Source organism: Sodalis praecaptivus (assembly GCF_000517425.1).
In the GTDB taxonomy this organism is placed as follows: domain Bacteria; phylum Pseudomonadota; class Gammaproteobacteria; order Enterobacterales; family Enterobacteriaceae; genus Sodalis_A; species Sodalis_A praecaptivus.
The window spans coordinates 3,813,811-3,835,182 of sequence record NZ_CP006569.1 but is presented as its reverse complement, the minus strand read 5'-3'; the positions used below and the strand labels follow the sequence as shown (position 1 = coordinate 3,835,182).

Below are 21,372 nucleotides of genomic sequence, written 5' to 3'. Positions count from 1 at the left end.
AACCCGGCTGTGCAGGCGGCCGATTCCGAAGCGACAGGCACAAAACGGAGAGAAATTATGTTTGAACCTATGGAATTAACCAACGACGCGGTGATTAAAGTCATCGGCGTCGGCGGCGGCGGCGGCAACGCGGTCGAGCATATGGTGCGCGAGCGCATCGAAGGCGTGGACTTCTTCGCGGTGAATACCGATGCGCAGGCATTGCGTAAGACGGCGGTGGGCCAGACTATCCAGATCGGCAGCGGTATCACCAAAGGGCTCGGGGCCGGCGCCAATCCTGAAGTCGGCCGCAACTCGGCCGAGGAGGACCGCGAAGCGCTGCGGGCCGCGCTTGAGGGCGCCGACATGGTGTTTATCGCCGCCGGCATGGGCGGGGGCACCGGCACGGGCGCCGCGCCGGTTGTCGCGGAAGTCGCCAAGGATCTGGGTATCTTGACCGTTGCCGTGGTCACCAAGCCCTTCAACTTTGAAGGCAAAAAACGCATGGCGTTCGCCGAGCAGGGCATCGCTGAACTCTCCAAGCATGTTGACTCGCTTATCACCATACCCAATGATAAGCTGCTGAAAGTCCTGGGCCGCGGGATTTCGCTGCTGGACGCTTTTGGCGCCGCCAACGACGTACTGAAAGGCGCGGTGCAGGGTATCGCCGAGCTTATCACCCGTCCGGGCCTGATGAACGTCGACTTTGCCGACGTGCGCACCGTCATGTCGGAGATGGGTTACGCCATGATGGGGTCCGGCGTCGCCTGCGGCGAGGATCGCGCGGAAGAAGCGGCGGAAATGGCGATTTCCAGCCCGCTGTTGGAAGATATCGATCTGTCCGGCGCCCGCGGGGTACTGGTCAACATCACCGCCGGCTTCGACCTGCGTCTGGACGAATTTGAAACCGTAGGTAACACTATCCGCGCTTTCGCCTCCGACAACGCCACCGTGGTCATCGGTACCTCGCTGGATCCGGATATGAACGACGAACTGCGCGTTACCGTCGTGGCCACCGGCATCGGCATGGACAAGCGCCCGGAAATCACGCTGGTGACCAACAAGCAGAGCAGCCAGCCGGTCATGGATAACCGCTACCGCGATCACGCCGCGGGCTTGTCTTCGCTCGCTCAGGAGCAGAAAACGGCGGCCAAGGCGGTCAATGAGCAAAACGCCCAGGGAAGTAAGGAACCCGACTACCTGGATATTCCGGCGTTCCTGCGTAAACAGGCGGATTAAACCGTGCCATTTTGGGAAACGCCGCTCTTTGTGCTAAACTGGCCCGCCCACTCTCCTCTATACTGGGCAGAGTAGGCGGCATGGTTAAACATTGCGAGAGAAACAGATGATCAAACAGCGGACATTAAAACGTATCGTGCAGGCCACCGGTGTGGGGTTACATACCGGCAAAAAGGTCACACTGACACTACGCCCTGCACCGGCAAACACCGGGGTCATCTATCGTCGAACCGATTTGAACCCGCCGGTGGATTTCCCCGCGGACGCCCGGTCGGTGCGCGACACCATGCTGTGCACCTGCTTGGTGAACGAGCATGACGTGCGCATTTCCACCGTTGAGCACCTGAACGCGGCGCTGGCGGGGTTGGGGATCGACAACATCATCGTTGAAGTGGATGCGCCTGAAATCCCGATCATGGACGGCAGCGCCAGCCCCTTCGTTTACCTGCTGCTGGATGCCGGTATTGAGGAGCTTAACTGCGCCAAAAAATTCCTGCGTCTTAAACAGGCGGTGCGCGTCGAGGATGGGGATAAATGGGCCGAGCTGGCGCCGTATAACGGCTTCACCCTCGATTTCACCATCGACTTCAAACATCCTGCGATTGATGCCAGCTCGCAACGTTATTTCCTGAACTTCTCCGCGGAGTCGTTCGTTCGCCAGATAAGCCGCGCGCGCACCTTTGGCTTCATGCGCGATATCGAGTACCTGCAATCTCGCGGCCTGGCCCTGGGCGGCAGCTTCGACTGCGCTATTGTGGTCGATGACTACCGGGTGCTGAACGAAGACGGCCTGCGCTTTGAAGATGAGTTTGTCCGCCACAAAATGCTCGACGCCATCGGCGACCTGTTTATGTGCGGCCATAACATCATTGGCGCTTTTACCGCCTTCAAATCCGGCCACGCCATGAACAACAAGCTGTTGCAGGCGGTGCTGGCGCGCCAGGAAGCCTGGGAACTGGTGACCTTCGAGGACGAGGCGGAACTGCCGCTGGCGTTCAAGGCGCCTTCCTTCGTTATGGCATGAGCGTCGTCGGCGCACGGTGGCGCAGCGCCTCACGGCGGCGTCCCGGCTTACGCCGGCAGGGTTAGCAGTTAGGCGTCTATTTCCCGCGACGGGCGGGGTTGGCACTCTCTCCGGCCAGCTCCGCCAGTCGTTCCAGCGCGTTCTTTAATTTCCCTTCGCTGCGCGCCGCCACATGGCGAATAGACGCCGCGCTCTGTACGCTCAATTGCCGCGGCTTTTCCCCGAGCGGCCGGTGATGTTGCCGGCCGCTGTCGTTATTTTGCGCGTTCAATTCCTGTTTTCTCGCCAAGCCAGGGTTAATCCTGATGTCGATGGACGACAATGATGGTAGAATCTGCGCTCTTAACGCGGATAATAATTGAGGTTGTTCATAGCGTAACCGCATCTTCCAGCTGGCATTGGCGGTTTCCAGCACCATCACGCCCTGGCGGACGTTGGCAACGCGGCACCAGGGGCGCAGCGGTGCCGGCAACAGCGCGCTGACCGCGCGGTTGAGCTTAAGCAACATGATGGCCCGCTGCTGAATCTTTGAGAGGGACACGCGGCCCGTCTCGGCGGCGTCGCCAAACAGGCTGTCGATGGGATGTGGACGACTATCGCGCATAACAACACTCCGGCGGAAGACATTATCGGGTAATGGGTATTTTAAAGCGTTGGCGACAATTTGGCAGACGTTATTTCTGGCCGCATCTCCTGTTGGGGATGGTCGCGGCCGGATTTGGCGTGCCGTTATTGCCCGGCGGCGCTCAGGAGCTGCTGCACCAGGCCGACAGCTGCGCCAGCCTCAGCCGGCAAAGCGCCTTCCAGGCCGGCTTCAGCCAGCTGGCGCGGCTGAAGGATGTCCCGCGTCGCCCCGCCTACGCCGTCGATTATTGGCACCAGCATGCCATACGCACCGTCATCCGTCATCTCTCCATTGCCTGGGTCCCCGCGCCGGTGCCCGAGGCCGTCGCGCCGCTGCGCGTACAGCATCAAGTATTGCTTACCACTCTTGGCCTGTTGCTCAATCGCGAAGCGCGGCAGCCGATGCCGGTGCGGCGCCTGCGTCAAACGGGCCATGTCGCCTTCATCGACCACCGCACCGGCATCCGTCTGGCGCAGCTGCAGGGAATACGGGCCGGCCCGCGCGCGGCCGCCTGACCCTGAAGGACCGTAACTTTCCCGCAAACGACTTTTGGCCGCCGATGGACGGGGCCGTGATGAGATGTGACTGACTATGCTAGCAAAATTACTTACCAAAATTTTTGGCAGCCGTAACGATCGTACCCTGCGCCGCATGAGCAAGGCGGTGGACGCCATCAACCAGATGGAACCGGCAATGGAGCAGTTGAGCGACGAACAGCTCGCGGCCAAAACCGTCGAATTCCGCGAGCGTATCGCTAAAGGGGCGACCGTCGACAGCCTGCTGCCGGAAGCCTTTGCCGTAGTGCGCGAGGCCAGTAAGCGCGTATTCGGCATGCGCCATTTCGATGTGCAATTGATGGGCGGTATGGTGCTTAACGATCGCTGTATCGCCGAAATGCGCACCGGCGAAGGGAAAACCTTGACCGCCACGCTGCCGGCGTACCTTAACGCCCTCAGCGGCAAAGGCGTTCATGTGGTCACGGTGAACGATTATCTGGCGCAGCGCGATGCGGAAAACAACCGTCCGCTGTTTGAGTTTCTGGGGCTGAGCGTCGGCATCAACCTGCCGGGGCTGCCGGCGCCGGCCAAGCGAGCCGCGTACGCCGCCGATATCACCTACGGCACCAACAACGAGTACGGCTTTGACTACCTGCGCGACAATATGGCGTTCAGCCCGGAGGAGCGGGTACAGCGTAAATTACATTACGCGCTGGTGGATGAAGTGGATTCCATTCTGATCGATGAAGCCCGCACCCCGCTGATTATCTCCGGCCCGGCGGAAGACAGCTCCGATATGTATCGCCGCGTCGACAAACTGATCCCGCATTTGATTCGCCAGGACAAAGAGGATTCCGAAAGCTTTCAGGGCGAGGGCCACTTCTCGGTGGATGAGAAATCCCGCCAGGTGAACCTGACCGAACGGGGGCTGGTGCTGATTGAAGAGCTGCTGGTGAAAGCCGGGATCATGGAGGAGGGCGAATCGCTCTACTCCCCCGCCAACATCATGCTGATGCATCATGTGACCGCCGCTCTGCGCGCCCACGTGCTGTTCGCCCGCGATGTGGATTACATCGTCAAAGACGGTGAAGTGATTATCGTCGACGAACACACGGGCCGCACCATGCCGGGCCGCCGCTGGTCCGACGGGCTGCACCAGGCGGTGGAAGCGAAGGAAAACGTGGCGATCCAGAATGAAAACCAGACGCTGGCGTCCATCACTTTCCAGAACTACTTCCGCCTGTATGAGAAACTGGCGGGGATGACCGGCACCGCCGATACCGAAGCGTTTGAGTTCAGCTCCATCTATAAACTCGACACCATTGTGGTGCCCACCAACCGTCCGATGATCCGCAAAGATTTGGCCGATCTGGTCTACATGACGGAAAAGGAAAAAATCGACGCGATTATCGAGGACATCAAAACCTGCACCGAACGCGGCCAACCGGTTCTGGTAGGGACCATCTCCATTGAAAAATCGGAGTTGGTTTCCGGCGAGCTGGAAAAAGCCGGCATCGCGCATAAAGTGCTCAACGCCAAATTCCACGCCATGGAGGCGGAGATCGTCGCCCAGGCGGGCCAGCCGGGGGCGGTGACCATCGCCACCAACATGGCCGGCCGCGGTACCGATATCGTACTGGGCGGCAGCTGGCAGGCGGAAATCGCGGCCCTGGAAGCGCCGGACGAGCAGCAGATCGCCGCTATCAAAGATGCCTGGCAGCCGCGCCATGAGGCGGTGCTGGCCGCCGGCGGCCTGCATATCATCGGCACCGAGCGTCATGAATCGCGCCGTATCGACAATCAGCTGCGCGGCCGCTCCGGCCGTCAGGGCGATGCCGGCTCATCCCGTTTTTACCTGTCGATGGAAGATGCCCTGATGCGTATTTTCGCATCAGACCGGGTCTCCGGCATGATGCGTAAATTGGGCATGAAACCGGGTGAAGCCATTGAGCACCCGTGGGTCACCAAGGCGATTGCCAATGCCCAGCGTAAGGTGGAAAGCCGCAACTTTGATATCCGTAAGCAACTGCTGGAGTATGACGACGTCGCCAACGATCAGCGCCGCGCGATCTACACCCAGCGCAACGAATTGCTCGACGTCGCGGACATTAGCGAGACCATTAAGAGCATCCGCGAGGATGTGCTGAAGACTATCCTCGATAGCTACATTCCGCCGCAGTCGCTGGAAGAAATGTGGGATGTGCCCGGGCTTGAGCAGCGCTTGAAAGATGATTTTGATCTGGAGATGCCTATCGGCCAATGGTTGGACGACGAGCCGGGCCTGCACGAAGAGACCCTGCGTGAGCGCGTGCTCGAGCAGACGTTGGTGCAATATCAGCGTAAGGAGGAAATCGTCGGTAGCGACATGATGCGCAATTTCGAGAAAGGCGTCATGTTGCAAACGCTTGATTCCCTCTGGAAAGAGCATTTGGCGGCGATGGACTATTTGCGTCAGGGCATCCATCTGCGCGGCTATGCGCAAAAAGATCCGAAGCAGGAGTACAAGCGCGAATCCTTTGCGATGTTCGCCGCCATGCTGGAGTCGCTGAAATATGAAGTGATCAGCACCCTTAGCAAGGTGCAGGTGCGCATGCCGGAAGAGGTAGAAGCGATGGAGCAGCAGCGGCGTGAAGAGGCCGAACGTCTGGCTAGACAGCAGCAGCTAAGCCATCAGGCGCCGGTAGCGGAACTCGCCACCGGCAGCGCTTCTTCGGCGCAGGAAGGCCGCAAAGTCGGGCGCAACGATCCTTGCCCGTGCGGTTCCGGCAAGAAATTCAAACACTGCCACGGCAAATTACAGTAAGCCGATGCCAAGCGGCCAGCAGTCGTTCGTCACGCCCGGTTCGCCGGGCGTTTTATTGAAAAGAGGTTACACTTTTTTTAACACGTGCGGCCTGGCCGTGCGGGATAACCTTAAGGAGCGCTGACAGCTATGACGATACGAACCATCGCGGTGGGTATCATCCGTAACGCCCGGCGGGAAATATTTATCGCCCGCCGCCCGGCGGAAGTCCACATGGGCGGCTTTTGGGAGTTCCCCGGCGGCAAAGTCGAGCCGGGAGAGAGCCCCGAACAGGCGCTGTATCGCGAACTGCGTGAAGAGACCGGCATTGATGTCGAACAGGCCCATTTGCTGGCGACGACCCAGCATCACTTCGCCGAGCGGCAGCTGGCGTTTTATTTCTTTCTGGTGGAGCAGTGGCGCGGCACTCCCTGCGGCAACGAGGGGCAGCCGGTGCGCTGGTGCCCGCAGCAGGCGCTAAAGGCTGAAGAGTTTCCGCCGGCCAACGCGGCTATCATTCGCCAACTGACGGCGGATTAATCCCGCGCCATGGGCCAGCGGGCGGCAGCGCGATGTTAACAGAGGGCGGACTGGCACGCTCTTTCTCAGCGGTCGGGGACGCGATGCGGCGCGATGTCTCGGCGGACGGCGCTCTCTGCACGGCAAACGTGTTTATTTCTCGACGGGTCGGCGTGACGTTAGCGGTTCGATGAAAAGAAGACCGAGGGAAAAAAGAGGTGGCGGACGCGGCATCTACCGCCAAGATGTGCCGCCAGCGGCGGTGACGTATTGCCGCCGCGGGCGCCGTCGCTTAGTGACGGGTTTCATCACTCCACTCGTCGCTGTCGGTGATTTGCACATCGCTTGGAATACGCTTTTCCTCTTCCGCCCATTCGCCAAGATCTATCAACTGGCAGCGTTTGCTGCAAAACGGCCGGAACGGGCTTTTCTGGCTCCACTCTACCCCTTTGCCGCAGGTTGGACAGGTGACGTTAACAATATCGTCGCTCATGATTAATTGCTCCTAACAACAGGCCAGTTCAAACGGCAGGCGGTTCGGCACCACGCCGTTCTCGCTGTCCAGGGATAAAAAACGGATAGCATAACGGGTTTTATGGCCGGAAACTTGCGGATAGAGTTGATGCTCGACAGGGATGCGCAACCGCAGCAAATCCCCCTCCTCGGCGTTATCCTGGAAGAAGCCGTTTAAGCTGATTTGGTTTTTGAACGGGCCGGAATGGCGCACGATATCCAGGATGCGGGTCAGCGCGGCGTTGAGCGGATCCAGCGTTTGGAGCCAGCCGTCCACCTGGGCGTCGCGCTGCGGCTGCGGCAGATGCAGCCAGATATGCAGCGCCGGCAGGTCAAAACTACAGCAGCCGCCGGGTATGGATAGCCGCTGGCGCACGGCGCCGATCAGGCGATCCTCACGCAGCGCTTGGCCCAGGCGCGGGGCCGCCATCAGCGTGGTGGCGCAGCGTTTGAAATCGGTGCGCAGGGCGCTAACGCGTTCACTGTCGACGCCGGGCACGCCTTCCCACTGCAGCAATTTTTGCTGCTGGCGGTCCAGCTCTTTGATCATTTCGCTGCGGATGTCGCCACGTTCGAGGACGTCCAGCAGATCGGCTAACGTACGGAAAAACGTCAGCGCGTTGGCGATTTCGCTTAAAGCCGGATGCCGGTAAAGCTGTTGTAGTAGGAACTCCAACCGCAGCCAAGTCCGCATTTTTTCATTTAACGGGTGTTCAAACAGCACCGTTGTCGAGTAAACGTCACTCATGGTGATTTATCCTGTCGGGTTGCTGATGCCGCAAGCGCAAGATAGCGTTGATGCAAAGTAGCAACGCGATCCGTTATCTCCTCGGGGCGCCCGCTATTATCAATAATATCGTCCGCACAGGCCAGACGCCGCTGACGCGGCACCTGCGCCGCCAAAATGTTCTCCACCTGCTCGCGGCTGACGCCGTCGCGGCTGAGCGTGCGCGCGATCTGGACCTCGCGCGCCACATCCACCACCAGCACCCGATCGGCGCGCTGTTGCAGGTTATTCTCAATAAGCAGCGGCACAACCCACAACACGTACGGCGCGCGGGCGGAGCGCAGCTGCTGCTCGGTTTGCCGTTTAATAAGCGGATGGAGCAGACCGTTAAGCCAGGCTTTCTCATCCGGATCGCTGAAAATACGCGCTCTAAGCGCGGCGCGATCCAGCGACCCGTCCGCGTTCAGCACCGCCGGACCAAATCGTTGCGCGATGGCACGCAGCGCCGGGCTGCCCGGCTCGACCACCTCCCGTGCGATCACGTCGGCATCCACCAGGGGCACGCCGAGGGCGGCGAAGGCGTTGGCCACCGTGCTTTTACCGCTGCCGATACCGCCGGTCAGGGCAACAATGTATTGCGTCACGTTCACTGCCTCACCCTGAAGGGACTCTCCCGGCCCAAGGTAAATTGGTACGATTGTAGCGTAAAATGGGCAGATTCTGCAGTCTTGCCCTAACTTTAATCCCGCGTATGATACCGCTACTGGAATAGGCAAATTGTATCCGATATTGATTAGCGACTCGTCGCCTTTTACCAGGAAAACCCTATGCGTATAGAAGAAGATGTGAAGTTAGGTTTCAAAGATGTGCTTATCCGGCCGAAACGCTCCACGCTGAAAAGCCGATCCGATGTTGAACTGCAACGCGACTTCACCTTCAAACATCCCGGCCTTCGTTGGTCCGGCGTGCCGGTTATCGCCGCGAACATGGATACCGTCGGCACTTTTCACATGGCAGAGGCGCTGGCCGCCTTCGACGTGCTGACCGCGGTGCATAAGCATTATAGCGTGGATCAGTGGCGCGAATTTGTGGCGCGCGCGCCGGAATCGGTACTCCGTCATGTGATGGTTTCCACCGGTACCTCCGTGGCCGACTTCGAGAAAATGAAGCAGATCCTGGCGCTGTCGCCGCAGCTGAATTTTATCTGCATTGATGTCGCCAATGGCTATTCGGAACATTTTGTGACCTTTGTTCAAAAAGCTCGCGAAGCCTGCCCGGATAAAGTGATTTGCGCCGGCAATGTGGTCACGGGGGAAATGGTGGAAGAGCTCATTCTCTCCGGCGCCGATATCGTCAAAGTCGGTATTGGTCCTGGCTCGGTGTGCACCACCCGGGTCAAAACCGGCGTCGGCTATCCTCAACTGTCGGCGGTAATCGAGTGTGCCGACGCCGCCCACGGGCTAAGCGGCCAAATCGTGAGCGATGGCGGCTGCGCGGTGCCTGGCGATGTGGCCAAGGCGTTTGGCGGCGGTGCCGATTTCGTGATGCTTGGCGGTATGCTGGCGGGGCATGACGAGTGCGAAGGCACCATTGTGGAGGAGAGCGGCGAGCGCTTTATGCTGTTTTACGGTATGAGCTCCGAGTCGGCAATGAAGCGGCATGTGGGCGGAGTGGCCGATTACCGCGCCGCCGAGGGCAAAACCGTCAGGCTACCGTTGCGTGGCCCGGTGGAATATGCCATTCGTGATATTCTCGGCGGTCTGCGCTCCGCCTGTACCTATGTTGGGGCATCGCGCTTGAAGGAGTTGACCAAACGCACCACTTTCATCCGCGTCGCCGAGCAGGAAAATCGGATCTTCACCCAGCTATAACCCGCGCGGGGCGCTGCCGCATCGGCGTGCGTCCGGGTGCCGCAAGCCCGCCGTCGGCGAACGCGGCCGCGGCGGACCTTGCGCACCTGGATGTGACGTTGACGCGCCCCGGCTGCGCCCCAACTGCCGTTTACCTCAGCCAGGTTGGCGCCGCCGAGCTCACGCGGGGAATGCGGCAAAAGCGTGCTTGACCTGCATCTCTTAGCTCGCCGCCGAGCGCGGCGGCCGCGGCTGTCCCGCGCTTAAAATTGGCTAAAAACTTCCCCCAACTGCAGCAGCGGTACATAAAGTATTACCACCAGTCCGCACACCATGGCGCCCGTCAGCAGCAGCAGCGCGGGCTCGGCCAGTTGCGCCAGCCGTTCAGCCTTTTGCCGCGCCTGCTCGCCGTGACACTGCGCCAGCTGCGCCAGGACCTCATCCAGCGTGCCGGTAAGCTCGCCGCTGCGAATGAGCCAGCGGCAGTGCGCCGGGAACAGCGCAGCCGGCGCCAGCGCCTGATGCAATGCCTTGCCGCGACGCAGGTCGCGCCGACAGCGTAGCAGCGCCTGACGATAGCGGGGATGCCCCACAGCGCGGGCCGCCACCGCGAGCGCCCGATCCAGCGCGATGCCGGCGCTGTGGCTCATCGACAGCGTCTGGAACAGCTGATGAAGCGCGTGGTGGCGCAACAGGGGGCCCGCCAGCGGCAGCCACAGCAGAGCCGCGCGCAGCCGGCCACGCCAGCGCGGATGGTAATGGCAAAGCCGCCGCCAGGCGCCGTACAGCGCCAGCCCGCCGGCGAGATAAGCCAGGCCGTATTCCCTGCCGTGTGCGGCTGTACGCAGCAGCAGGGCGGCGGTGGGGGGCAGGGGGGCGCCGGCGTCGGTATAGATGCGGGCGAAAGCCGGCAACAGCACCAGCAGCATCAGCAACATTACCCCCGCCGCGCCCAGACAGACCAATAGCGGATAACGCAACGATCGTATTACCTGCTGCCTGAGATGCCATAGCCGGGCCTCGCTTTTCGCCAATTCGGCGCAGCAGCTGTCCAGCCTGCCGGTAAGTTCGCCCAGGGCGAGCATGGCGCACCACACCGGCGGAAAGACCTGCGGCCAGGCGGCGCAGGCCCGCGACAGCGACAGCCCCCGTTCTATGTCCGCGCCGAGCTGCGCCAGCAGACAGCGCCAGCCCGCGCGCGGGTACTCGCTGGCCAGCAGCGCCAGGCTTTCCCGCAGCGGTAGCCCGGCGTGCAGCAGCGAGGCGAGCCGGTCGGTGAGGGCAATTAACGCCCGCCGCTGCCAATAGCGCGCCGGCAGCCAGCCGTAAAGCCGCAGGCGAAAGGGCTGGTTGCCCTGAGCGACCAAACGCAAGCCACAGTCGCGGCGGCTGCGGCCTATCATCTCTCCCCGGCAGGGCAGGCCCTCGGCGGACAAACCCTGCCAGCGCCAGAGCCAGCAGCCGCTCATGACGGATGACCCAAAACGCGCCTCAGCTCGGCGAGCGAGGTTATGCCCTGCTGCGCCAACGCCATCCCCGCGCGCCACAGGCCATCGCCGTCGCCGGCATCCTGCTCCAGCAGCGCGAACAGACCACGGCGGCCGGCATAGCCGCGTTGACAGCGGCCACAGCCTGCCGCCTGCCAGTAGCCCGCCGCGTCCGGTCGCGGCGCCTCTGACCGCGGCGCGCGCCGGCAGTCGGGGCAGAGTTGGCGCACCAGGCGCTGCGCCAGCACTAGGCTGAGCGCCGGTCCGGCCTGTGCCGCCTCCAGCCCGAGCTGGCGCAGGCGGCTGACGGCGTCGTCGGCGCACAGCGTATGCAGCGTGGAGAGCACCAGATGACCGGTACGGGCGGCGTTGAGCGCCACGGCGGCGGTTTCCGGATCGCGGATCTCGCCCACCATCAGCACGTCCGGATCCTGACGCAGCAGCGCCCGCAGCAACAGGGGGAAATCCAGCCGGGCCCGGGGGTTCACCTGACACTGGTTGATCCCGGCCAGCGGCAGCTCAACCGGATCCTCCACGCTGCAAATATTGAGCGGTCGGCGGCGAAGGCGGTTAAGCATAGCGTAGAGCGTTAGCGTCTTGCCGCTGCCGGTGGGGCCGGTTACCAGTATCAGACCGTGCGGTTGATGCAGCACGGTCAGTACGCGCCGTCTGAGAGGTCTCGGCATGCCCAAGCCTTTTAGCGTCAGACGTTCCGGCGTGCAGCGCAACAGGCGAAGCACCGCCTTTTCCCCGTGCAGCGTGGGCAGCGTGGAAAGCCGCAGCGAACATGGCGGCCCATCGCCGCCGGCGCTGAATTGCCCGTCCTGCGGCTGGCGGCGTTCGGCGATATCCAGCCGCGCCAGCACTTTCAGGCGCGCAACCAGACCTTCCGCCAGCACCACGGGGCAGCCCTGCGCGGCGGTCATCAGCCCGTCGACGCGCAGCCGCAACCGATAGCCGGCGGGCGAGTAGGGCTCGATGTGGATATCCGACGCCTCGCGGCAAAATGCGCGCTCAAGCAGCAGATCCAGGGTGCCGGTCACCGGCATGTCGTCGCGCAACGGGGTGCCGGTGACCGGCCAGCGCGCGTCGGCTGGCGAACGGTTAACCATTACTCTTCCTCGCGATCGGCCGTCTGGAACAGCGCACCGCACGCCACGGCGAGTGAGCTGCCTGCGGCGGCATCGCAGCGATGGCGCCAGACCAGGCCGTCGTCGCGCTGTTCCGGCGACATCACCAGCGTCAGCCCCGCGAGAGTATGGCGGCCGGTCAGGCTTATTTCGCCCTGGCGTACGCTGACGCCGCTGACATACCGGGAGCGATGGCTGGCCGGGATACCTTGCTGCCCGGTGTGGCAACCGTCGATATCCCCCTGCTGCATCGCGCACAGCTCCACCGCAAGACGGTAGGGACTGGCGATCCGCAGCATATCGGTCAGCGCCGCGCGATCCAGATAACGTTGATAACCGGGCAGCGCGATAGCGCTAAGAATAGCGATGATGGCGATGACTACCATCAGCTCCATGAGGGTGAATCCGCGCTGGCGATGCATATTGGGTCCCCTGGGTGAAGAATAACAACTTCACCCTAGCGACTGCGCGAATGCGGCGACAGCGGCGGCAAGAAAAACTGGCAAGTGGATTGGACTATTTGCTGCGCGGCGGCAACATGTGGCATTGGCACTGCGCAGCCGCGCGCACTTTTTATCCTTGATGAAACCGCATGGAGAGATCCAGCGCCCGCAGATGTTTGGTCAGCGCGCCGACGGAAATATAATCGACGCCGGTCAGCGCGCAGTCGCGTAGCGTCGCGAGCGTGACATTGCCGGAAACTTCCAGCGCCGCTCTCTGACGCGTCAGGGCCACCGCCGTGACCATGTCTTCACGGCTGAAGTTATCAAGCATAATAATATCGGCGCCGGCTTCCAAGGCCTGGCGCAGCTCGTCCAAGGTTTCGACTTCCACTTCCACCGGGACATCGGCGCGCAGCGCCACGGCGTTGGCGACGGCGTTGGCGATGGAGCCGGCAGCGATGATATGATTCTCTTTAATCAAGAAAGCGTCCGCCAGGCCCAGCCGGTGGTTGCTGCCGCCGCCGCGCAGTACCGCGTACTTGAGCGCGGTTCTCAGGCCCGGCAAGGTTTTGCGCGTATCAAGCAGCGCGGTGCCGGTACCCGCCAGCGCATCGACATAACGTTTCACCTCGCTGGCTACGCCGCACAGGGTTTGGAGGAAATTGAGCGCGGTGCGCTCGCCGGTAAGCAGTATTCGCGCCGGCCCGCTCAGCCGGCACAGGGGTTGGTTGGCCTCAATGGGGTCGCCATCGGCGACCTGCCACGCGATAGTCACGCCGCCGCCCAACTGGCTGAAGACCTCCTCAAGCCAGCGCCGTCCGCAAAAAACGCCCTTTTCGCGGGTGATGATGACGGCGGTGGCCTGACTGTTCGTCGGCAGCAGCAACGCGGTAATATCGGCCTGCGCGTCGGTGCTGCCGCCCAGATCTTCTTTTAGCGCGGCGCTGACCGACGGCGGGATATCCTGCTCTACTCGTTCGAGTAATTCCGCGCGGCGGCGCTCAACATTATAACGGCGGGTCGACATAAAAATCTCCGTAACTGCGGATAAAGGGAAGCTTTGATTCATGCTACCCTGAAGCCGAACGAAGTACCACTCTCGGTAAAATGAGGTCACCATGCGGTTGGACAACGGTTGGATTGCAGGCGTCAGGCGCGTTCCTTCTCCCCATTGCGACGATCGGCCGGCGACCGTGGTGCCCACGCTGCTGGTGGTACACAATATCAGTTTGCCGCCGGGCCGTTTTGGCGGTCCCTGGATAGACAGGCTATTTACCGGCACGCTGGATCCCGCGATTGATCCCTACTTCGCCACAATCTGGCGGCTGCGGGTGTCCGCGCATTGTCTCATCCGGCGTGACGGGGAAGTGGTGCAGTATGTCCCCTTTCATCGGCGCGCCTGGCATGCGGGGGTGTCTTGCTATCAGGGACGTGAGCGCTGCAATGATTTTTCGATTGGCATTGAATTGGAGGGAACCGATACATTGGGCTATACCGATGCGCAATACCGTGCGCTTGTCGACGTGACCCGCCTGTTGCTGCGCCATTATCCCATTACCCCGGCGCGCATCACCGGCCACAGCGATATCGCGCCCGAGCGCAAGACCGATCCAGGACCGTCCTTCAGCTGGCGCGATTTTCGACAACTCCTGTCAACACAGGCTGACGACATTTAACAGGGAGACGCGGGTTATGACGCTGTTTACATTATTATTGGTGCTGGCCTGGGAACGTTTTTTCAAGCACGGCGAACATTGGCAACTGGATCGCTGGCTTGAGCGGCCGTTCAGCCGCCTGCGCGAGACATCGCTGGCGCAGACGCTGATATTGGTGCTGTGCTGGATGCTATTGGTCGCGGTCTGCCTGCGGCTGGCCTCCGGTTGGTTATACTCTCTACCTCTACAGCTGTTGTGGATTGTCTTAGGGGTACTGTGCATCGGCGCGGGGGGGATCCGCCGCCACTACCGTGACTATCTGATTGCCGCCGCCCGCGGCGACGGCGACGCCAGCAAAGCGATGAGCGAGGAGCTGGCGCTGATACATGGCCTGCCGGTGGAAGGTGCCCCGGTGGAGCGGCTGCGCGAGCTGCAAAATGCTCTACTATGGATCAACTTCCGTTTCTATCTGGCGCCGCTGTTCTGGTTGGTGATAGGCGGCCCCTGGGGCCCGGTACCTCTGGCGGGCTATGCATTTTTGCGCGCCTGGCAGACCTGGTTGGCGCGTCGCTCCACGCCAATGAAACGCGCGCGCTCCGGCATTGATTTGTTGCTGCACTGGCTGGATTGGTTGCCGGTGCGCCTGGCGGGCGCGGCCTATGCCTTGCTCGGGCACGGCGAGAAGGCGCTGCCGGCCTGGTTTGCTTCGCTGTGGGATATCCATAGCAGCCAGTATCAAGTTCTCACGCGGCTGGCGCAATTTTCGCTGGCGCGCGAGCCGCATCTGGATGCGGTGCAAACGCCCCGCGCCGCGGTGTCGCTGGCGAAGAAAGTCACGTTGGTGATTGTGGTCGTGGTGGCGCTGTTAACCATTTACGGCGCGCTGGTCTAATTCGCCAAACGCGGACGGCGAGACCTGAAAAGCCAGTTGGGACTTGGAGCACGGCCTCGCTTCACCCTTGGCGGCAACGACCGGCGACACTGGGTTATTCGCCGATTTGGCGCGCTAGCGCCGCGGTAGGGTGGGGGGCACCCTGAGTTCCAGTGAGGCCATCGGCTTAACGCCGTCCGCGTTAAGCGTCAGTCCATTCAAGCGCAGCCAATATATCAAAGAACGATACGCGGTAAAGCGCTATCGAAGGCGCTAATTGCTCGGTTCGATACACGCAACCTATTTTTCGTTTCCTCCGTGAGGGGGTTGTCACTGAGCCATAAACGCGTGTCGCACTCTTTCCGGCTAAAAGCGGCAGGCACCGTGTTAATCAGATTATGGTCAGCTTTGAGAACCTGCAATAGCGCCTTTTCAGGATCGAACAAGCGGCGCAGTTGATTGTGGCTGATATCGATAAAGCGTAGGTTTTTGGGTGGCGGATTAGGCAGTTCAACCAGTAGATTATCATCGGCGTTGAGTTGCCCCACGCTGTCGGGCAGGCGTCCGAGATGGGTTAATTTATTATGACTGAGTTTCAACCGCTGCAAAGTTTCAGGCCATGCCGGCGGGGGGGAGGTGATATGATTCTCACTCAGGTCGAGATGTGTCAGCGCCGGTGTCGTGGCAGAGAAGTGCTGCAATCCGCAATTTCTGGCCTCCAACCACTTTAACGAAGCGCTGGATAAACTATCCAAGGAATTTAATGGGTTATTATTTACCCGCAAATGTTCCAGCGACTCATAAAGAGGAGTCGGTAGCGATGAAAGCGCGTTATGGCTAATGTTTAGCCGGGAGAGCGGCGCTGAATAAACGGCAGGTAGTTGTGTCAGGCGATTATGGCTTAAATCAAGCGACTCAAGCTGGACAAGCGATGCCGGCGGAAACTGCTGAAAGGCATTGTGTGAAGCATCGATCTTTCTTAACGTGGGAGGAAGATAAGGTGGCCATTCTGATAAATTGAAATGACTTAAATCAATAGTCTCTTCTTTTGCATGATGACACTGTCTTATCTTATTCCCCGCGGCCGCGCGCTGCTCCTTTCTTTGCATTCCATTCTGCATCCAGATTTGTAACTGCTGTTCTAAAACTAAGGGTAAAGGCCTGGGTATCTCATTATTCGTGTCCTCGACATCCATAACGGGAACATATCCCCGTGAGGGAAAGCGTTTTTCATACATGTTTGTCAAAAATTTAAACATTTTACACCCCAATGAAGGCAAAAACATACGTCCGTTTGTGTGAAGTTAATCTTTATTCGCACATGAAAACGTTCCTAATATTAATAATGGCTATCCCTATTTTTGATGCCTGTTTTATCTGTGCGGTTTTGCTGATAGCCAAAGAAGGATATTTTTATAGTGGCCAAAAAGCAAGCGGTTAAAAAGTGGTTTCATTATTGAGTTTGCTAATCTTACATTTATTTGCTTAATTTTATTTTGTATTGCTTTATTCTGATTTGCTCAGCGCCGGAGCCATAAACCGGCCTGATGTAGTAATGATCGTGGCGATAAAGCTGCGCCAATTCTTTCCGGAAATTATTTTCAGTAAAATATTTTGTGTCGTCATCAATAGTTGACAGATAGCCAGAATCATAGAAATTGAATTCGTGGCCCTTATGTTTATAGACGGTGCCGGTGATTCGCGCTTCGTCAAGCAAAGTGCTACCGCCATTCACTTTGAACACTTTTTTTCCCGTAAGGTCATAGATATTCTGATGGTGATAATGAAAATAAGAATGAAGCATTTCATGGTACAAAGCGATGGCCGGATTGCGTGCGCGCCAGGGCTCGTTAGCCAAATCCTCAACGTTGGTTCCCATGATGTCATTTTCAGGATCGAAAATGATACTTTTTCCGTTACATGAGTTATCTGACAAGAAGACCTTCTCTCCTTGTTTTGATACTACTCTTCTCACATCGCTGTAGGATGGCGGTATTATGTCAACCTTCTTATGCTCCAACCTTTCGATTAAGCGTTTGCCTGAAGGGAGGGTATTTATTGTGTCGAGATGCTTAATGACTTCCGTCTGAAAACGTTGATTGCCATGAATGATTATCCCGTGTGTCGCGGTTGATGCCTCTTCACCGGCTGTCGGGGCCTGAATGGGATTAGCGCTCGCCGATGGATCATAGACTTTGGCACGACTGTTCGGTCCATTAGCGTAACGTGCCACCGGCGTGGTAGAGAGACTGGTTATCGCGCCGTGGAGTCTTCTATATCGAATTCTTATAGTTTGTTCTGCAACAAAGACCTCACTATGGGCCAACGTCTTAATAGTGAAACTTTTGAGTTCATCGAGCGCGGGTTTTGCTGCGTGTTTGACATTAAACTCAATCCATCGCTCTATTATCTCAACTTCGCTTAGAGAGTCCAGCGCGCCGATTGTCGATACGGAAAATAGTTTGGTGAGATAATTTTCATAACTATTGGCGAAAGCGGGAATAGCCCGTTTCTTAGTTAAGCCGAGCAGTTTATAACTCTGATGCAGAAAAGGCGATGCCTGTATGAGATCGTTGAGGCGTAGATGATTATCGGCCCGAATAAGTTTCTGATTTAGGCTCAGGTAATTGAATGCTTTAACGCATTTTCTTTTAATGCCATCTCGTTTGGCAATGCAATGACCGAAATTTTTTAATTCACCAGGGCCAACTCTTAAAGGATAGTTGAGTTGCGATAATACATATTTCTTTCTGATAAATCGTTCTGTTGAGACGCTGTTTGCAAGATAAAGTGGGTGCTGTAAAAATTGACGACCTTCCAGCGCTAACAGGGATAATCTGGTCTGTCCATGTTTAACCACCAAAGGTTTGCCGGACGTGGCGCCTTGCAAAAACGGTTGCATAGGTGAAAACTTTTCAAGCTTATACAACGCTGATGATACATGAGGGATATGGTTGAACTCCCTCAAAACTTTCCTGATATTCCTTACCCCGCTGCGTCCGATGCTATAAATTAACTCAAAACCGGGATCTATCTGCCTCATGAACGCCTTAGTTAACGCCTTCATATATTTTTCGGTCATTTTGTATTCGGATTTTAATGCTGAGATAAAGGCTTTTCGTATGTTTTTCTTTAACACACGCGGCGTCCATGCCTTGATGCTGGTCTTCCTAAGCAGATTTAACACGGTTTTTCGACCGAGATTGGCCAGCATTTTGCCAAGGGATCCTACGCCTGGAATGAGAGAAAGAATATCTATAGAACAATCAATGGTTGCCGCAGCGACATGTTTATTCTCTATTTCTTCGGCGCAATTGTAAAAAGGGATTAAAGAGGTCAGAAATCCGATGAACTTTTCAAACGCGGTTTGTGAAAAACCGCTGTCATATAACACAGTAAAATACTGCTGCTTAAAGTGTTTTACAACGCCAGCGAAAAACACATCGATAGGCTCTGAGTGAGATTTTAAGTTGTTAATACTGTTATTGGGGTTTAGAGGGAAGATTCGCGGGTCATATATTGATCTTTTAGCGTTGCCATCGTGCCGATCACGAAATGGATTGTCTTGGTTGCAGTAGCGATCAAGATTATTTTCACGCAGGATAACCGAAGGCGCACCATTGAAATCAATGGAATACCAACGAGCTTCCGCTGACATCTCTGCTTTCAATAGTAGCCTGTGTGGTTTACATCTGTATGAACTACGGTGCGATAAATTGAATTTATCACGTTCGCGGGTGATCACGTATTCAGTGGCCTCTATCTGTGATAGTGTTGCCTGGGCCAAGAAAAGGATTTCATTTTCGCTTAAGTTATAGAACGCATTACGTAGGACTAAATCGATGACTTGGCCATAATGTTTAGTCATAGATTCCACGAGCATATGGTACATCTCAAGATCATTTGGTAATAAATCATAATACTTTCTTACCTTGCCTTTGTTATCGTAGAATTTTTTTATGCAAAACTTCCCCTTTATCTCATTGTTGAGCGTGTGGTGTTCCGTCTTCTTTAAACAATCGTCTTTAATGGATTGAGCGATCTGTTCGCGGGTGCGCCACAGTTTCTGTATGTTTATATAGTCTTCTATGATATTGTTAGACTGAATATGATGGCCGAGATGTTTGAAATAGTTCGACAGCCTTTTTTTATGTTCCCACTCGACTATTTCCCGATGGCGATAAGGCTGAGTCTGTGACAAATAAAAAATGTCGATACGCGCCGGCAAAAGAAAATGCTCGGCAAGCATAGCCGGGATTTTTGCCGTCATAATTCCTTCATACAGAGCAATGCCTATCGCTTTATATTCGTTCTGATTGAGCCGTTTTGGGTCCGCATTCTGAATATCGGCATATTTCAAACCGACATGAATTAGCTGGGTGTCAAAACTCATGACATCCAGCGTTTGCCATTCGGGGATTTTGAATAAAGGGAAATCGACAGAGACAGTGTGATGCAGTAGGTAGTCAGCGATGACATTTTGCTGTTCGTGGTTGAGGAAATCAAACATCCTGTTTATTTCAGTTGTTATCTTCATGCCCAGATCCGCAACGCTGACGACGCCCTGGCGTTTTTTATAGTTTTCAGCCTGTAGCGAGCTTATGGTATCGAGAATAAATTGCTCAATAGATTCCGGGAACAGATTGGCACTCAGCCAATAATATATGACCTTTTCATCTTCTGCTACGGTAAGGGGTTCGTTATCATCGCCGCCGTAGTTACCCGCGCTATAAAGTAATTTTTGGGCTACCGCATGTTGCTTAACCTGATCCTGAACTAAAAAAAGGAGAGTATTCGCGACGATATGTTTAGCATTTCGCGCGGAAAACGGAAAGTTCAACCAGGCAGCAAGCTGCTGGTTTTGCCACTGGCTCATACTTCGACTCAGTAGTTCATTATGATTCTGTTTTCTATAGACAGCCAGCATGTCTAACACATTCTCTATATCGTTTAATAATGCACGTCGTTCACGTTTATGATGGCGCGTTTTATCCGGCCCGCTTTCGGCACTGTGATCAATATTGCGGTCGTCATTCTGTTGTACCGCCGGGTGAGGTGGCTCAAGATCGGAAAGCGTGTTTTGCCCATACAGGGAACGCGCGCGGCGTGATCCTACCTGTAGTTGGGGGGCGTGGCGCAAAGGCCGTGCTTTCGGCAAAAGAGAATGTTTCAGCGGGTCTCGTTCTGGTGCCGGGAGCGGTTTTTTGGTGGTCTGCCGAGGAATGGCGTGCTTGGCAGGAAGGTTTAGCGCCTCAGGCTTGTCCTTGGCCGCGGGGGAAGGCCATGCAACAGGCGTTTTGGCCGGCGTGACAGACGCACGGCTGTTGGGTAAATTTTTTTCAGCCACTGCCACGTGTGCATGTTGTTGAGCGACGGCCGTAGCAGAATTTTTAAGGCAATCAATAAGGGAACTTCGGATGCTATTTCGGTCAGGATGGGAATGGGCTTTTACCGACATTGCCTCGGCTTGCGGAAAAGAGAGGGAATGAGATTCGGTTTTTGTCCTTGTCCTCTCTCTGGTTTCATTCGAGGAACCTGATAGGTTATTAATCATTTCTCGTTTTTTTATGTCAATCATTGTCCCTGACTTGCCTTTTTCGACGGGAAAGGGCCGGTGATTCAGTCGATTTTCGTGGCTTGGGATTTCAGGCTTAGGCGCCTTGAAATTTACATTGCCCCCTTTATCATTGAAAGCGAGCGCTCGGGGATTAGGCGTGGATGAGGCGGCGGAGAGACTGCTGTTTTGGACATTGGTGAGGTAAGTCATAGCCAATAGGGTTAAATTGGCGACGTTATGCCTGGTTACGTTGCGGCTGTGCAGCCCCGGTTGGCTAGCGAGCAATTTAACCTGGTCATCAAAAGGCAACTGGCTTTTCTGTTTATCATCAGCCCAGTTCACATGCTTGCCGATAGGTTTTCTATATTGATTATTAACAGTGAATTTTTTCATTTCTGACCTTATTGTTAGTATGATTATGTAAGGCTTCTATGCCCCGTTTTTTGCTGAGTAAATTAAAAATTTGTCGCATAA

General features: G+C 57.0%; 18 protein-coding genes. 8 read left to right on the top strand and 10 right to left on the bottom strand.

Annotated elements, in window-relative coordinates; translation table 11 throughout:
• The first annotated feature begins 57 nt into the window (after window positions 1-57).
• Both ftsZ and lpxC read left to right on the top strand, forming a co-directional pair.
• Complete coding sequence (ftsZ, locus tag SANT_RS17095; protein WP_025423475.1) at window positions 58-1,218, top strand: cell division protein FtsZ; 1,161 nt, start codon at window positions 58-60, stop codon at window positions 1,216-1,218.
• A gap of 106 nt (window positions 1,219-1,324) precedes the next feature.
• A complete protein-coding gene (lpxC, locus tag SANT_RS17090; RefSeq protein ID WP_025423474.1) occupies window positions 1,325-2,242 on the top strand; it encodes a UDP-3-O-acyl-N-acetylglucosamine deacetylase in 918 nt (305 codons plus the stop codon).
• Between the two features lie 76 nt (window positions 2,243-2,318).
• On the opposite strand, the gene SANT_RS17085 is transcribed toward lpxC, so the two are convergent.
• Window positions 2,319-2,846: a DUF721 domain-containing protein gene (locus SANT_RS17085; protein WP_025245374.1), complete on the bottom strand. Its 528-nt coding sequence runs from the start codon at window positions 2,844-2,846 to the stop codon at window positions 2,319-2,321.
• Between the two features lie 32 nt (window positions 2,847-2,878).
• Here SANT_RS17085 and secM point away from each other — a divergent pair, with 32 nt between their 5' ends.
• The 3 genes from secM to mutT all read left to right on the top strand — a co-directional run bounded on the left by secM (window position 2,879) and on the right by mutT (window position 6,686).
• The gene (secM, locus tag SANT_RS17080; RefSeq protein WP_025423473.1) at window positions 2,879-3,382 is read left to right on the top strand and encodes a secA translation cis-regulator SecM; all 504 of its coding nucleotides are present in this window, start codon (window positions 2,879-2,881) and stop codon (window positions 3,380-3,382) included.
• A 76-nt stretch (window positions 3,383-3,458) separates the two neighbouring features.
• Window positions 3,459-6,167, top strand: a complete 2,709-nt coding sequence (gene secA / locus SANT_RS17075; RefSeq protein ID WP_025423472.1) for a preprotein translocase subunit SecA — start codon at window positions 3,459-3,461, stop codon at window positions 6,165-6,167.
• A 129-nt stretch (window positions 6,168-6,296) separates the two neighbouring features.
• Entirely contained in the window at window positions 6,297-6,686 is a 390-nt protein-coding gene (gene mutT / locus SANT_RS17070) for an 8-oxo-dGTP diphosphatase MutT (protein WP_025423471.1), read from the top strand.
• A gap of 271 nt (window positions 6,687-6,957) precedes the next feature.
• Here mutT and yacG read toward each other — a convergent pair whose 3' ends face one another.
• The 3 genes from yacG to coaE are packed head-to-tail and all read right to left on the bottom strand — an operon-like array spanning window position 6,958 to window position 8,549.
• The gene (yacG, locus tag SANT_RS17065) at window positions 6,958-7,158 is read right to left on the bottom strand and encodes a DNA gyrase inhibitor YacG (RefSeq protein WP_025423470.1); all 201 of its coding nucleotides are present in this window, start codon (window positions 7,156-7,158) and stop codon (window positions 6,958-6,960) included.
• Between the two features lie 12 nt (window positions 7,159-7,170).
• Entirely contained in the window at window positions 7,171-7,926 is a 756-nt protein-coding gene (gene zapD, locus SANT_RS17060) for a cell division protein ZapD (protein WP_025423469.1), read from the bottom strand.
• On the bottom strand, window positions 7,923-8,549 hold the full coding sequence (gene coaE / locus SANT_RS17055) for a dephospho-CoA kinase (protein WP_025423468.1): 627 nt from the start codon (window positions 8,547-8,549) through the stop codon (window positions 7,923-7,925). The genes zapD and coaE overlap by 4 nt, the downstream gene beginning before the upstream one ends.
• A gap of 183 nt (window positions 8,550-8,732) precedes the next feature.
• Here coaE and SANT_RS17050 point away from each other — a divergent pair, with 183 nt between their 5' ends.
• Complete coding sequence (locus SANT_RS17050; RefSeq protein ID WP_025423467.1) at window positions 8,733-9,776, top strand: GMP reductase; 1,044 nt, start codon at window positions 8,733-8,735, stop codon at window positions 9,774-9,776.
• Window positions 9,777-10,018: 242 nt separating this feature from the next.
• On the opposite strand, the gene SANT_RS17045 is transcribed toward SANT_RS17050, so the two are convergent.
• From SANT_RS17045 to nadC, 4 genes are all read right to left on the bottom strand, one after another.
• Window positions 10,019-11,224 (bottom strand): type II secretion system F family protein, encoded by a 1,206-nt coding sequence (locus SANT_RS17045; protein ID WP_025423466.1) that lies wholly within the window; start codon window positions 11,222-11,224, stop codon window positions 10,019-10,021.
• Complete coding sequence (locus SANT_RS17040) at window positions 11,221-12,354, bottom strand: GspE/PulE family protein (protein ID WP_025423465.1); 1,134 nt, start codon at window positions 12,352-12,354, stop codon at window positions 11,221-11,223. Before SANT_RS17040 ends, SANT_RS17045 begins: the two co-directional genes overlap by 4 nt.
• Window positions 12,354-12,794: a prepilin peptidase-dependent pilin gene (ppdD, locus tag SANT_RS17035; RefSeq protein WP_025423464.1), complete on the bottom strand. Its 441-nt coding sequence runs from the start codon at window positions 12,792-12,794 to the stop codon at window positions 12,354-12,356. The genes SANT_RS17040 and ppdD overlap by 1 nt, the downstream gene beginning before the upstream one ends.
• Before the next feature lie 151 nt (window positions 12,795-12,945).
• The gene (gene nadC, locus SANT_RS17030; RefSeq protein ID WP_025423463.1) at window positions 12,946-13,842 is read right to left on the bottom strand and encodes a carboxylating nicotinate-nucleotide diphosphorylase; all 897 of its coding nucleotides are present in this window, start codon (window positions 13,840-13,842) and stop codon (window positions 12,946-12,948) included.
• A gap of 91 nt (window positions 13,843-13,933) precedes the next feature.
• Here nadC and ampD point away from each other — a divergent pair, with 91 nt between their 5' ends.
• Together ampD and ampE are read left to right on the top strand one after the other, a co-directional pair.
• A complete protein-coding gene (gene ampD / locus SANT_RS17025; protein ID WP_025423462.1) occupies window positions 13,934-14,491 on the top strand; it encodes a 1,6-anhydro-N-acetylmuramyl-L-alanine amidase AmpD in 558 nt (185 codons plus the stop codon).
• 16 nt (window positions 14,492-14,507) lie between these two features.
• Window positions 14,508-15,362 carry a beta-lactamase regulator AmpE gene (ampE, locus tag SANT_RS17020; RefSeq protein ID WP_025423461.1) on the top strand — a complete coding sequence of 285 codons (855 nt, stop codon included), beginning with the start codon at window positions 14,508-14,510 and terminating at the stop codon, window positions 15,360-15,362.
• Between the two features lie 215 nt (window positions 15,363-15,577).
• Here ampE and SANT_RS24280 read toward each other — a convergent pair whose 3' ends face one another.
• Window positions 15,578-16,600, bottom strand: coding sequence for a hypothetical protein (locus SANT_RS24280; RefSeq protein WP_158500166.1), 1,023 nt, complete (start codon window positions 16,598-16,600; stop codon window positions 15,578-15,580).
• 218 nt (window positions 16,601-16,818) lie between these two features.
• On the bottom strand, window positions 16,819-21,291 hold the full coding sequence (locus SANT_RS17010) for a M91 family zinc metallopeptidase (RefSeq protein ID WP_081730474.1): 4,473 nt from the start codon (window positions 21,289-21,291) through the stop codon (window positions 16,819-16,821).
• Window positions 21,292-21,372: the final 81 nt, after the last annotated feature.